Source organism: Marinovum sp. PR37, from assembly GCF_028807375.1.
Classification (GTDB): Bacteria; Pseudomonadota; Alphaproteobacteria; order Rhodobacterales; family Rhodobacteraceae; genus Marinovum; species Marinovum algicola.
In genome coordinates, this window is the sequence record NZ_JARAML010000002.1 from 185,464 (window position 1) to 198,062 (window position 12,599).

The 12,599-nt window shown below is 67.0% G+C and carries 12 protein-coding genes; 9 read left to right on the forward strand and 3 right to left on the reverse strand.

All coding sequences use genetic code 11. The features are described 5' to 3' along the window. Positions 1-110: 110 nt before the first annotated feature. Positions 111-965 carry a LysR family transcriptional regulator gene (locus PVW49_RS02500; protein ID WP_074834862.1) on the forward strand — a complete coding sequence of 285 codons (855 nt, stop codon included), beginning with the start codon at positions 111-113 and terminating at the stop codon, positions 963-965. A 41-nt stretch (positions 966-1,006) separates the two neighbouring features. Here the strand turns inward: PVW49_RS02500 and PVW49_RS02505 are convergent, their stop codons facing one another. Next, positions 1,007-1,966, reverse strand: a complete 960-nt coding sequence (locus PVW49_RS02505) for an NADPH:quinone oxidoreductase family protein (RefSeq protein WP_274589814.1) — start codon at positions 1,964-1,966, stop codon at positions 1,007-1,009. Between the two features lie 324 nt (positions 1,967-2,290). Between PVW49_RS02505 and PVW49_RS02510 the strand changes: the two genes are divergently transcribed. The 4 genes from PVW49_RS02510 (at position 2,291) to PVW49_RS02525 (ending at position 5,386) form a co-directional block, all read left to right on the forward strand. After that, complete coding sequence (locus PVW49_RS02510; RefSeq protein ID WP_048530261.1) at positions 2,291-2,668, forward strand: helix-turn-helix domain-containing protein; 378 nt, start codon at positions 2,291-2,293, stop codon at positions 2,666-2,668. A 44-nt stretch (positions 2,669-2,712) separates the two neighbouring features. Beyond that, positions 2,713-3,516: a histidinol-phosphatase gene (hisN, locus tag PVW49_RS02515; protein WP_371398848.1), complete on the forward strand. Its 804-nt coding sequence runs from the start codon at positions 2,713-2,715 to the stop codon at positions 3,514-3,516. Positions 3,517-3,623: 107 nt separating this feature from the next. Beyond that, positions 3,624-4,958: an 8-oxoguanine deaminase gene (locus PVW49_RS02520; RefSeq protein WP_274589815.1), complete on the forward strand. Its 1,335-nt coding sequence runs from the start codon at positions 3,624-3,626 to the stop codon at positions 4,956-4,958. Beyond that, on the forward strand, positions 4,955-5,386 hold the full coding sequence (locus tag PVW49_RS02525) for a CAP domain-containing protein (protein ID WP_074834595.1): 432 nt from the start codon (positions 4,955-4,957) through the stop codon (positions 5,384-5,386). Before PVW49_RS02520 ends, PVW49_RS02525 begins: the two co-directional genes overlap by 4 nt. Before the next feature lie 232 nt (positions 5,387-5,618). On the opposite strand, the gene guaD is transcribed toward PVW49_RS02525, so the two are convergent. Beyond that, complete coding sequence (guaD, locus tag PVW49_RS02530) at positions 5,619-6,911, reverse strand: guanine deaminase (protein WP_274589816.1); 1,293 nt, start codon at positions 6,909-6,911, stop codon at positions 5,619-5,621. Between the two features lie 112 nt (positions 6,912-7,023). Here guaD and mgtE point away from each other — a divergent pair, with 112 nt between their 5' ends. From mgtE to PVW49_RS02550, 4 genes are all read left to right on the forward strand, one after another. Then, positions 7,024-8,415: a magnesium transporter gene (gene mgtE, locus PVW49_RS02535; protein WP_048533687.1), complete on the forward strand. Its 1,392-nt coding sequence runs from the start codon at positions 7,024-7,026 to the stop codon at positions 8,413-8,415. Next, the gene (locus PVW49_RS02540) at positions 8,412-8,975 is read left to right on the forward strand and encodes a 5-formyltetrahydrofolate cyclo-ligase (RefSeq protein WP_274589817.1); all 564 of its coding nucleotides are present in this window, start codon (positions 8,412-8,414) and stop codon (positions 8,973-8,975) included. Before mgtE ends, PVW49_RS02540 begins: the two co-directional genes overlap by 4 nt. 174 nt (positions 8,976-9,149) lie before the next feature. Further along, a complete protein-coding gene (locus PVW49_RS02545; protein ID WP_274589818.1) occupies positions 9,150-9,965 on the forward strand; it encodes a TIGR00282 family metallophosphoesterase in 816 nt (271 codons plus the stop codon). Between the two features lie 90 nt (positions 9,966-10,055). Beyond that, positions 10,056-11,834 (forward strand): SLC13 family permease, encoded by a 1,779-nt coding sequence (locus tag PVW49_RS02550; protein WP_274564905.1) that lies wholly within the window; start codon positions 10,056-10,058, stop codon positions 11,832-11,834. Here the strand turns inward: PVW49_RS02550 and PVW49_RS02555 are convergent. Next, positions 11,825-12,559, reverse strand: coding sequence for a glutamine amidotransferase (locus PVW49_RS02555; RefSeq protein WP_274564633.1), 735 nt, complete (start codon positions 12,557-12,559; stop codon positions 11,825-11,827). The genes PVW49_RS02550 and PVW49_RS02555 overlap by 10 nt on opposite strands. Positions 12,560-12,599: the final 40 nt, after the last annotated feature.

Consider the following 12,599-nt stretch of genomic DNA (forward strand, 5'->3'; position numbering starts at 1 on the left):
TTTCTTTCGTGATGATTGCGGAGCGTTGCATTTTGTATCTTGATACATAGCGCTGGCGGTATCATAGTGAAAACGAATGTTTATGATCTCTCTTATCACGGAGTGTGATGGTGATGCGCAATCTTGATGTCACGGTCCTGCGCAGCTTCGTGGCGGTGGCCCAGACCGGCGGTGTCACCCGCGCCGCGGGTTTTCTGAATCTGACGCAATCCGCCGTCTCGATGCAGCTCAAGCGGCTCGAGGAATTGCTGGGCCTGGAACTGCTCGACCGCTCGGCCCGGCAGATCGGGCTGACCGCCGCCGGCGAACAGCTGCTGGGCTATGCCCGGCGCATGGTCGATCTCAACGACGAGGCTTTCGCCCGGCTCACCCATGAGGAATTCTCGGGCGAGATCTCGCTCGGGGTGCCGTATGACATCGTCTATCCGGTGGTGCCGCGAGTGTTGCAGCGCTTTGCGCTGGAAATGCCGCGGGTGCGGGTCAACCTGGTGACCGGAAACACGAAATCGCTCAAAGATGAGTTCTCGCGCGGGGCGGTGGACCTGATCCTGACCACTGAGAGCGAGGTCGACATCGGCGGCGAGACCCTGACCGAGATTGCCCTGCGCTGGATCGGCGCGCCGGGCGGGCAGGCCTGGCGGCAGCGGCCGCTCAATCTTGCACAGGCCCGGGTCTGCGCCTTTCGGGCCGGTGTGGTCGACCGGCTCGACGCGGCGGAGATCGACTGGATCTCCACCGTCGAGACCGACAGCGACCGCACGGTCGAGGCCACGGTCAGCGCCGATCTGGCGGTGACGGCGCTGCTCGAGGGGACCGCGCCCAAGGTGCTGATCGAACTGCCGCCGGGCTGCGACCTGCCCGATCTGGGCAGCTACAAGATCAACCTCTACTGCAACCGCCGCAACGGTCAGACGCCGGTCGACGTGCTGGCCGAGATGATCGAGCAAGGCTACGACACGCTCTAGCCGGCGTCACGGGCCGATGATGCGGGGCAATCCGCCGGTGGTCAGATCGTGACCACCACCTTGCCGGTGGATTTCCGGTCGCGCAGCAGTTGCATGGCCTGGCCCGCGTCCTCGAGCGGCAGCGCGTGGCTGATATGCGGGGTGATGCGCCCTTCGCTGTGCCAGCGCATCAGGGTTTTCATCGAATCGGCAATGACCTGCGGATTGAATTTCAGGTATCCGCCCCAGTAGAGACCCAGCACCGAGAGGTTCTTGACCAGCAGATGGTTGGCCTTGATCTGCGGCACATCGCCGCTGGCAAAGCCGATCGGCAGCAGACGGGCCTCGGGGTTGCAGGCGCGGAACGCCGCCTCGAACTGTGTGCCGCCCACCGGATCGTAGACCACATCTGCCCCGCCCAGGGCCTTGACGTCGGCGCGCAGGTCGCAGGTCTCGCTGTCGAGCAGGTGATGCGCCCCGGCGGCGCGCGCCGCCTCGAGCTTTTCGGCCCCCCGGGCGCAGGCGATGACCGTCGCGCCCATGATCCGGCCGATCTCGACCGCGGTCAGACCGACACCCCCCGAGGCCCCCAGCACCAGCAGGTGCTCGCCCGGCTGAAGCCGTGCGCGATGGCTCAGGGCGAGGTGTGACGTACCGTAAGCGATCTGAAAGGCGGCGGCATCGGTGAAACTCATCGTTTCCGGGATGGCAACGGCGCGGGCGGCCTCGAAACAGCCGAATTCGGCCAATCCGCCCTGGCCGCCAAAAACCGCGACCCGCTGCCCGGGTTCGAGCCCCGTGACCCCCTCGCCAAGCGCGTCAACGGTGCCGGCCACCTCCATCCCGAGGGTGAAAGGCGCCTCTGGGGTATCTTGGTAGGTGCCCTTTTCCATGAGCAAATCCGCGAAGTTAAGCCCGCAGGCAGCGATCCGAAGGCGGATTTGCCCCGGCTCCGGCCGCGGCGTTTCGATCTCGGCAAGCTGCGCCGGCGCCCCGGCGAAGGCGATGTGAAAAGCACGCATTTGTGTCAGATTTCCCGTAAAGATTGCCCTGAGCCTTTACAGTTTCGCGCAACTGACGCAATGTAAAGAGCATGACATGTCGCGCCTTTGGGGAGGCTGCGAACGGTGTTTCCATACCGCTTCGCGTGTGTTTTCGGTTAACCGTAAAATCTAAACGCGTTCTTTTTTCTTGCTTTCTTCTTCACCTCCCATATTCTTCGTGACGCTGCAGGGGTGCACAGTCGATATCGTCGGGCCGGGGGATAACTCTGCCTCGTTACAGAAAAAGAATGCGCGGTCCTGCATTTGAAATGCCGGACCAGCGCTAAGTGAAGGATGAATAGTATGCCACACCCCGTGGATGTTCATGTTGGCAAGCGTGTCCGGCATCGTCGCTGGCTGGTCGGGATGACCCAGCAGCAACTGGCCGAGCATGTCGGCATCAAGTTCCAGCAGATCCAGAAATACGAAACCGGTGCCAACCGGGTCAGCGCCTCGCGGCTCTGGGACATCGCCGACGCGCTCGACGTGCCGGTCAGCTTTTTCTTCGAAGGCATCGACGCGGGTGAAACCGAGCCGGCGCAATCCACTGAAAGCAGTGTGCCGGCCGATCTCCTTGGTGACAAGGAAGCGCTCGATCTCGTGCGGTCGTACTACGCGATCCCGGAAAATCAGCGTCGTCGGTTGTTCGAGCTTGCCCGTGTGCTGAGCGACGTCGCATAACGCCCCAGGTTGCGGCGCCGGTGCGGCGCCGCGTCGAAGGGCGGATGAGACAGATGCAAGACAGCGAGATGCGCCACCTCTGGCAGGTGGCCAATGAAATGGCCGACGCAGCGCGTGCGGCCATTTTGCCGTTTTTCCGGGGGGCAGCGCTCGGCACCGAGAACAAGCAGAGCGGCGGTTTCGACCCGGTGACCCTGGCCGACCGGGCGGCGGAACAGGCGATGCGCGATGTTCTGGCCCGGGCCCGGCCCGAGGATGGTATCCTTGGCGAGGAATTCGGCCATGACGCGGGCAGCAGCGGGCTGACCTGGGTGCTCGACCCGATCGACGGCACCCGCGGTTTCATCAGCGGCACCCCGACCTGGGGCGTGCTGATCGCATTGTCGAACGCCGATGGCCCTTTTCTGGGCATCATCGACCAGCCTTACATCGGCGAACGGTTTCGCGGCGGTGGCGGCGAAGCGCGGATGGAGGGGCCCCAAGGCACGCAAGACCTGCGCACCCGCGCGACCGGCGATCTCTCGGAGGCCCTGCTCTTCACCACCTTCCCCGAAGTCGGCACACCGGAAGAACGCGCCGGCTTTGAGCGGGTCGCCGAGGCGGTCAAGCTGACGCGTTACGGCATGGATTGTTATGCCTATGCGCTGTTGGCGGCCGGGCAGGTCGACCTGGTGATCGAAGCCGGGCTCAACGCCTATGACATCCAGGCGCCGATCGCGGTGATCGAGGCCGCCGGTGGCGTTGTCACCGACTGGCAGGGCAGGCCGGTACATAATGGCGGCCAGGTGCTTGCGGCCGGCAATGCGGAGCTGCACCGGGCGGCGATGGCCAAGCTCAACAGCGCTTGATCGCCGGCCGGGCCCTTGCTAGCCTGCGGCAACGCCGCGCGAACTTTGCCCGTTACCGGCGCGGCGGGCTTCACCTCAGAAATGGGCGCCACATCTGAGGTTTCTTCATGACCGAAATTCTGTTGCAGCGGGCCAGCCTTGCCCTGACCATGGACGATGACAGCCGCGAGTTGACGGGCTGCGATATTCGGCTTCGCGATGGCGTGATCGCCGAGATCGGCACCGGGCTGAGCAGCGATGGCGACGTGATCGATGCCGCCGGTTGCCTGGTGACGCCGGGGCTGGTGAACACCCACCACCACCTCTACCAGACGCTGACCCGCGCGGTGCCGGGCGGGCAGGATGCGCTGCTCTTTGGCTGGCTCAAGACACTGTATCCGCTCTGGGCGCGCTTTGGCCCGGAAGAGATGTTTATCTCGGCGCAGGTCGGTCTGGCGGAGCTGGCGCTCTCGGGCTGTACCATGTCCTCGGATCACCTCTACCTCTATCCCAACGGCGCGCGGCTCGATGACACGATCGCCGCCGCGCGCGAGGTCGGCCTGCGGTTTCACCCGACCCGTGGCGCGATGTCGATCGGCGAAAGCGCGGGCGGGTTGCCCCCTGACAGCCTTGTCGAAGGCGAGGCCGCGATCCTCGACGACATGACGCGGGTGGTCGATGCCTTTCACGACGGGGCCGAGGGCGCCATGGTGCGCGTCGGCCTGGCGCCCTGTTCACCGTTTTCGGTCAGCCGAGACCTGATGCGCGACACCGCGCTGCTGGCGCGCGACAAGGGGGTGATGCTGCACACCCACCTGGCGGAAAACGATGAGGATATCGCCTATTCGCTGGAGAAATTCGGTTGTCGGCCGGGGCAATATGCCGAGGACCTGGGCTGGACCGGGGACGACGTCTGGCATGCGCATTGCGTGAAGCTCGACGGCGAAGAAATTGATCTCTTTGCCAGAACCCGCACCGGCGTGGCGCATTGTCCATGCTCGAACTGCCGCCTCGGCTCCGGTATCGCACCGATCCGGACGATGCGCGATGCCGGCGTCAAGGTGGGGCTGGGCGTCGATGGATCGGCCTCGAACGACAGCGGCAACCTGATGCTCGAAGCCCGGCAGGCGCTGCTGTTGCAACGGGTGGCGCGCGGCGCCGACGCCATGTCGGCGCGCGAGGCGCTGCGGATCGCGACCCGGGGCGGCGCCGAGGTGCTGGGCCGGACCGACTGCGGCCAGATCGCCCCCGGCAAGCGGGCCGACCTTGCGGTCTGGGACATGTCCGGCGTCGAGGCGGCGGGCAGCTGGGATATGGCCGCGCTGCTGCTGGCGGGCCCGGCGCGGGTCCGCGACCTCTTTGTCGAGGGGCGCCCGGTGGTGCGAGGCGGCGACCTGGTTTCCTTCGATCTGGCGGCGGCGCTGCGACGGCAGAATGATCTGGCGCGGCGGCTGATGGCATGAGGCGACGGAGGGTGCTGGCGGCGGGCCTGGCCTGGGCGGCCTGTCCGGCCTTGGCCGGCGAAGAGGCCGCGCTGGCCCGGGTCAACCGCCTGCGTCGCCAGGCCGGCCGCGCGGCGCTGCGCTGGTCGCCGGTGCTGGCCGAAGTGGCGCGGGCCCATGCCGAGGACATGGCGCGCAACGGGTTTTTCGCCCATCAGGGCTCGGACGGCTCGACGATCAGCGACCGGGTGGCGCGGGCCGGCTATGGCTGGTGCAGGGTGGCCGAAAACATCGCCCGGGGCCAGCGCAGCCTCGACGCGGCGATCGCCGGCTGGCAGGGCTCTGCCGGCCACCGTCGCAACATGCTGAACCGCGACATGGCCGATCTGGGTGTGGCGCGGGGGCCGGGCAACACCTGGGTCATGGTGCTGGCCCGGCCGGGGTGTTGACGGCGGGGTTGGAAAATGTGCGCTTCCGCGCGCTTGTTTCCCGCCCGTGGCCGCTGTGACGCCCGGGCGGCCGGCGACGGAGCATGGGGCGGGCGGTGTCGGAACTGCTGAGAGGCGGTTCAGGAGCAGGTCTGCTCTGAACGCGCCACCGCCATCGTCTTGCGAGTCGGCCGCGCCTCAAGGTCCTTCGGCCCGCTGCGCGGGTGCTGCGCAACCTTGACCCGCGGCCGACTCACGGTTTGGAAGTGACCGGGCGGCCATTGATCCAGGTGGCGCGCACCGCGCGGTCATCGCCCATCATCAGGGTCGGAAACACCGCCTCCCAGAGATCGCGGGCCTCGGCCTGGCGCTGGGCACTGGCCGGGGTCGAGGCAAGGTCGAGCACCACCAGGTCGGCGGCCATGCCCGGGGCGAGATTGCCGATCTCATGGCCGAGGTGCAGCGCGCGGGCGGAGCCCTGGGTGGCGAGCCAGATCAACTGGGCGGCGTGCAGCGGCGTGCCGGTGAGCTGGCCGATCTCATAGGCGGCGGCCATGGTGCGCAGCATCGAGAAACTGGAGCCACCGCCGGTGTCGGTGGCGAGGCCGGTACTGATGCCGCGGGCCTTCATCGCCGCGGTATTGAACAGGCCGGAGCCGATGAAGGTGTTGGAGGTCGGGCAGTGGATCAAGGCGGCGCCGGTTTCTGTCAGCCGGTCGATCTCGCGCGGTTCGAGGTGGATGGCATGGCCATAGAGGCCGCGCGCGCCGAGCAGCCCGTGCGCCTCGTAGGTATCGAGGTAGTCGCGCGCCTCGGGGTGCAGGTCGCGGACCCAGGCGATCTCGTCGGTCTGTTCGCTGAGGTGGGTCTGCATCAGGCAGTCCGGGTGTTCGGCCCAGAGCCCGCCGAGCGCCGCCAGCTGATCGGGCGAGGAGGTCGGGGTGAAACGCGGGGTGATGGCGTAGTGCAGCCGGTCGCGCCCGTGCCAGCGGGCGATCAGCGCCTTGCTGTCGTCATAGGCCGATTGCGCGCTGTCGCGCAGATCGTCGGGGGCGTTGCGGTCCATGCAGGTCTTGCCCGCCACCACGCATTGGCCGCGCGCCTGCGCCTCGGTGAACAGCGCTTCGACGCTGGCCGGGTGGATGGTGCAGAAGCTGGCCATGGTGGTGGTGCCATGCGCCGCCGTCAGGTCGAGATAGCGGGCGGCGATCTCGGCCGCGTATCCGGGATCGCCGAACCGCGTCTCTTCGGGAAAGGTGTAGGTGTTGAGCCAGTCGATCAGCCGCAGACCCCAGCTGGCGATGATCGCGGTCTGGGGATAATGCACATGGGCATCGACAAAGCCGGCGCAGATCAGATCCGCGCCGTAAGAGATCACCTCGGCCTGCGGATGGGCGGCGCGCAGGGTTTCGGCCTCGTCCACCGCGCGGATGCGGCCGGCCTCGATCAGCACGCCACCCTGGCGACGCAGGGTGCAGGCCTCGGCAAAGGGGACGGCAAAGGGATCGTGGCGAAAGCTCAGGGTCTGTCCGGTCAGCAGCTGCATGATGTCCTTTCCGTGGTGAGAGGCGGCAGAATTGCCGCGGCGCCACTGTTGCTTTCCCATACTCTATCGTATGGTCCGCGCAAATCGTCGGATGCGGCAGAGGGGGCAGGTGATGACCGATCAGATCGAAGAACAGCCCGATGTCGAGGCTGAGTCCGAGGACGCCTATGCGCTTGACCGAAAGGCGGTGATGGCGATCCTCTTTGCGGTCGAGACCGAGGACCGCGCGGCGCTTGTCGCGGCAATGGAGCCGCTGCACGCGGCCGACATCGCCGACCTTCTGGAACAGGTCAACCCCTATGACCGGGCGCGGCTGATCCGGCTCTATGACAAGGAATTCGACGGCGACATCCTGTCGGAGCTCGACGAGGGAATCCGCGAAGAGGTGATTTCCGTCCTCAATCCGCAGGTTCTGGCGGATGCGGTGCGCGAGCTCGACAGCGACGATGTGGTCGACCTGATCGAAGACCTCGAGGAACCGCAGCAGGAGGCAATCCTCGACGCGCTGGAAGACAGCGAGCGGGTTGCCGTCGAACAATCGCTGGCCTATCCCGAATATTCCGCCGGCCGCCTGATGCAGCGCGAGGTAGTGGCGGCGCCAGAGCATTGGACGGTCGGCGATGCGATCGATTTCCTGCGCTCGAGCGAGGAGCTGCCGGAGCAGTTCTATCACATCACCCTGGTCGATCCGCGCATGCATCCGGTGGGCAACGTGACCCTCGGCCGGCTGATGGGCTCGCGCCGCGAGGTGCCGCTGAGCGATCTGGTGGAAGAGGTCTTTCAGGTGATCCCGGCCACCCAATACGAAGGTGACGTGGCCTATGCCTTCAACCAGTACCACCTGATCTCCGCCCCGGTGGTGGATGACGAAGGCCGGCTGGTGGGGGTGATCACCATCGACGACGCCATGGCGGTGCTGGACGAGGAGCATGAAGAGGACATCATGCGACTGGCCGGTGTCGGCGAGGGCTCGCTCTCGGACCGGGTGATCGAGACCACCAAGCAGCGGCTGCCCTGGCTGGCAGTCAATCTGGTGACGGCGGTGCTGGCCTCGCTGGTGATCGCGCAGTTCGAGGCGGCGATCGCCCAGCTTGTCGCGCTGGCGGTGCTGATGCCGATTGTGGCGTCGATGGGCGGCAATGCCGGCACCCAGTCGCTGACCGTGGCGGTGCGCGCGATTGCCACCAAGGACCTTACCGGCGCCAATGTCTGGCGGGTGATCCGGCGCGAGGTGCTTGTCGGGCTGGTCAACGGGGTGATCTTTGCCGTGGTGATGGGGATTGTCGGCCTGCTCTGGTTCGGCTCGCCGGCGCTGGGCTATGTGATCGCCGCCGCCATGGTGATCAACCTGGTGGTCGCGGGGCTCGCCGGCACGGTGATCCCGGTGCTGCTCGAACGGGTGGGCGTCGATCCGGCGCTGGCCTCGGGCGCCTTCGTGACCACGGTGACCGATGTGGTGGGCTTTTTCGCCTTTCTCGGCCTGGCCGTGGTGGTGTTGCTGTGAGCGCGCTCGAAGAGACCAAGCGCGCCGCCCGTGTCGCCGGGTTTGCCCGCCGCGCGGCGGCGCATGCGGCCGCCGGGCCCGGCCCGGCGGGGCATCTTTCGGCGCTGCTGGCAGGGCACCGTGGCGTGCCGGTCTCGGGCTACATGGCGATGCGCTCCGAGATCGACCCGCTGCCGGCGATGGAAGAGGCGGCGGCGCATGGGCCGGTCTGCGTGCCGGTGGTCGAGGCCAAGGCGCAGCCGCTGAAATTCGCGCTGTGGGAGCCGGGCTGCGAGATGGTCGACGGACCTTTCGGTGCGCGTGTTCCCAGGGCGCTGGAGTTCATCGAGCCGGAGATCCTGATCGTGCCGCTGGTGGCCTTTTCCCGCAGCGGCGGGCGGTTGGGTTATGGCGGCGGCTTCTACGACCGCACGCTCGAACGCCTGCGCGCCAGACGCCCGACCCTGGCGGTGGGCTTTGCCTATGGCGCCCAGGAAGACCCCGCCCTGCCGCTCGAGCCGACCGACCAGCCGCTCGATGTGATCGTGACCGAAGCCGAGGTGATCACCCCGGGTGCCTGAGCGCGCCCCGGGCTGCCTTGGGCCTCCGGGGTCAAGGACGAGGCCCCGGCGCGGGGGCCGGGGCGGGGCTTGGTGTGGCGTGGGCGGGTCGGCCTCCTTGCGGGGCGGCGCAAAACTTGAGCCGGGGGCAAGATCCGGCTTGTGAAGCGCCTGCCGGGGCACTAACCCAAAGGCATGCGAATACTTTTTCTAGGCGATGTGATGGGGCGGTCGGGCCGCACCGCGGTCAGCGAGCGGCTCAAGGGGCTTCGGGCCGACTGGAAGCTCGATTTCGTCGTGGTCAACGGTGAGAATGCCAGCAATGGCGCCGGGCTCTCGGGCGATCATGCCAAGCTCCTGCTCGAGGCCGGGGCCGATTGCATCACGCTGGGCGATCACGCCTTCGATCAGCGCGACATGCTGCAATTCATCGAGACTGAGCCGCGCATCCTGCGGCCGATGAACTTTGCCAAGGATGCGCCGGGCCGGGGTGCCGCGATCTTCGATGCCGGTCGCGGCCGCCGCATTCTCGTGGCCCAGGTGCTGGGGCAGGTCTTCATGAAACGGCCCTTCGACGATCCGTTCTCGGCGGTGGATGCGGTGCTGCGCAGCCACCCGCGCGGCGGCCAGGTGGCGGCCAGCCTGATCGACATGCATTGCGAGGCGACCAGCGAAAAGATGGGCATGGGGCATTTCTGTGACGGCCGCGCCAGCCTGGTGGTCGGCACCCATACCCATGTGCCCACCGGCGACGCCCAGATCCTGCCCGGCGGTACCGCCTATCTGACCGATGCCGGCATGTGCGGCGACTACAATTCCGTCATCGGCATGGAAAAGGCCGAACCGATGCGCCGCTTTGTCACCGGCATGCCCAAGGCGCGGTTCAAGCCCGCCACCGAGGAGGCGACGCTCAGCGGCCTTCTGGTCGAGACCGATGACCGCAGCGGCACGGCGCTCTCTGCCCACATGATACGCCAGGGCGGGCGGTTGCAGCCGGCGGGGCCGCAGTGACCGGGGTGTCGCAACAAGCGGCCCTTGTCGCCGCCGTCGCCTGCGGTAACACTGTCCGACAGGCGCAGTGAAGGGGCCGCAATGAACCAGATGTTGGAACTGTCCCAGACCGGGCAGGCGGTGGTCACCCTGGCCGTCGTCCTGGTGATGTTCGCGCTCTTCATCCGCGAGGTCTATCCGACCGAGGTGGTCGCCATGTCGGGCGCGGCCTTTCTGCTGATCACCGGCGTGCTGCCCTATGACAGGGGGCTCGAGGTGCTGTCGAACCCGGCGCCCTGGACCATCGCGGCGATGTTCATCGTCATGGGGGCGCTGGTGCGCACCGGCGCGCTCGACAGTTTCACCAAGATCGCCGACCGCCAGGCGCGCACCAATCCGCGCGTGGCGATTGCCATGCTGATGGCCTTCGTCATTCTCGCCTCGGCGGTGGTGTCGAACACGCCGGTGGTGGTGGTGATGATCCCGGTCTTCGTGCAACTGGCCCGCACCATGGGGATGCCGGCCTCCAAGCTGCTGATCCCGCTCAGCTATGCCGCCATTCTCGGCGGCACGCTGACGCTGATCGGCACGTCGACCAACCTGCTGGTCGACGGGGTGTCGCGCGCGCTGGGGCAGGCGCCCTTCACCATCTTCGAGGTGACGCCGCTGGCGGTGGTGCTGGTGGCCTGGGGCATGATCTACCTGCGCTACATCGGCCCCTTCCTGCTGCCCGAGCGTGACAGCATGGCCGATCTGCTCTCGGACAAGAGCCGGATGAAGTTCTTTACCGAGGCGGTGATCCCGCCCGACAGCAACCTGATCGGCCGCGAGGTCACCGGCGTGCAGCTCTTCAAGCGCGACGGTGTGCGGCTGATCGACGTGGTGCGCGGCGATGTTTCGCTCCGCCGCAACCTCAAGGGGGTGGAGTTGCAGGTCGGCGACCGGGTGGTGCTGCGCACCCAGATGACCGAGTTGCTCTCGCTCCAGCGCAACAAGGAGCTCAAGCGCGTCGATCAGGTTTCGGCGGTCGAGACCACGACGGTCGAGGTGCTGATCACCCCGGGCTGCAAGATGGTCGGCAAGAGCCTCGGCGCCCTGCGGCTGCGGCGGCGGTTCGGGGTCTATCCGCTGGCGGTGCACCGCCGCAACCAGAACATCGGCCAGCAGCTCGACGCGCTGGTCGTCAAGGTCGGTGACACGCTGCTGCTCGAAGGCGCGCCGGATGACATCAAGCGGCTGGCCACCGAAATGGATCTGGTGGATGTCACCCAGCCCTCGGCCCGGGCCTATCGCCGGGGCCATGCGCCGGTGGCGCTGGTGGCGCTGTTCGGCATCGTGACGCTGGCGGCTTTCGGCGCCGCGCCGATCTTTCTGCTGAGTTTCGCCGCCGTGGCGCTGGTGCTGCTGACCCGCTGCATTGACGCCGACGAGGCGTTTTCCTTCGTCGATGGCCGGCTGCTGTCGCTGATCTTCTCGATGCTGGCGATCGGGGCGGCCCTGGAAAGCTCGGGCGCGGTCGAGCTGATCGTCGGCGCGGTGGCGCCCTGGATCGGCCTTCTGCCCGGGCCGCTGATCATCTGGGCGATCTACCTGCTGACCTCGGTGCTGACCGAACTGGTGAGCAACAACGCGGTTGCCGTCGTCGTCACCCCGATCGCCATCGGTCTCGCTGCGGCGCTGGGGATCGACCCGCGGCCGCTGGTGGTGGCGGTGATGGTGGCGGCCTCGGCCAGTTTCGCCACGCCGATCGGCTATCAGACCAACATGCTGGTCTATGGCCCCGGCGGCTATCGTTTCACCGATTTCCTCAAGGTGGGCATCCCGCTCAATCTTTCGGTGGGGCTGCTGGCAAGCTTCCTGATCCCGTTTCTCTGGCCGCTTCAGCCGTAACGTTCGACAAAGCGCCGCAGGATGTGCTCGGGCTGCGTGACCTTGGCCGCATGGCAGGTGGCAATCAGCGCATCCGCCGTCTCGGGCGGGAAATAGCCATGGTTGCGATAGGTGCGGATCCGCGCTTCGAAGACCGCGCCATCGGCCTCGGGGTGGAACTGCGTGGCATAGACGTGACGCCCGTGACGCACCATCTGGAACGGGCAGGGCGCCGAGCTCAGCAGATGGGCACAGCCCTCGGGCAGCACCTGCAAGGCCTCCTTGTGGCCGACAAAGGCCTCGAATTCCTGCGGAAACCCCTCGAGCAGCGGATCGCGCGCGCCGTCCTCGGTCAGCCGGCAGAGCACCGGACCCACCGGCTCGCCGTACCGCGCCTTCGACACTTCCGAGCGCAGATGCGCGCCAAGGATGCCGATGCCGTAACAACAGCCCATGAAGGGATGGTCGCTTCCGGTGATTGCCGGCATCAGCGACAGAACGGCACGTTCGATCCGCGCCTCGACCTCGGATTTCGCCTCTGGCGCATCCGACACGCAGCCCGGCCCGCCACCGACAATCACCCCGGCATAATCGCGCGGATCGAGCCCCTCGGGCAGGGCTTCGCAATCCAGCCGGATGCGGTGACAGCGCGCCGCGTTCAGCCCCGCCTTGTCGAGAATGGCGGCATATTCCCCGTCGGCGGCATCCGCCTCGGGCCGAAGTTGCAGGATCAGAAACTGTCTCATGGGCCTCCCCATACTGCCCCGCGCCCATCCGGAACAGTCC

Coding starts and splice junctions, on each gene's coding strand:
- hisN (WP_371398848.1), top strand. CDS start 2,713: ATGAGACAGATGCAAGACAGCGAGATGCGCCACCTCTGGCAGGTGGCC.
- PVW49_RS02550 (WP_274564905.1), top strand. CDS start 10,056: ATGTTGGAACTGTCCCAGACCGGGCAGGCGGTGGTCACCCTGGCCGTC.
- guaD (WP_274589816.1), bottom strand. CDS start 6,911: ATGCAGCTGCTGACCGGACAGACCCTGAGCTTTCGCCACGATCCCTTT.
- mgtE (WP_048533687.1), top strand. CDS start 7,024: ATGACCGATCAGATCGAAGAACAGCCCGATGTCGAGGCTGAGTCCGAG.
- PVW49_RS02520 (WP_274589815.1), top strand. CDS start 3,624: ATGACCGAAATTCTGTTGCAGCGGGCCAGCCTTGCCCTGACCATGGAC.
- PVW49_RS02510 (WP_048530261.1), top strand. CDS start 2,291: ATGCCACACCCCGTGGATGTTCATGTTGGCAAGCGTGTCCGGCATCGT.
- PVW49_RS02555 (WP_274564633.1), bottom strand. CDS start 12,559: ATGAGACAGTTTCTGATCCTGCAACTTCGGCCCGAGGCGGATGCCGCC.
- PVW49_RS02505 (WP_274589814.1), bottom strand. CDS start 1,966: ATGCGTGCTTTTCACATCGCCTTCGCCGGGGCGCCGGCGCAGCTTGCC.
- PVW49_RS02545 (WP_274589818.1), top strand. CDS start 9,150: ATGCGAATACTTTTTCTAGGCGATGTGATGGGGCGGTCGGGCCGCACC.
- PVW49_RS02525 (WP_074834595.1), top strand. CDS start 4,955: ATGAGGCGACGGAGGGTGCTGGCGGCGGGCCTGGCCTGGGCGGCCTGT.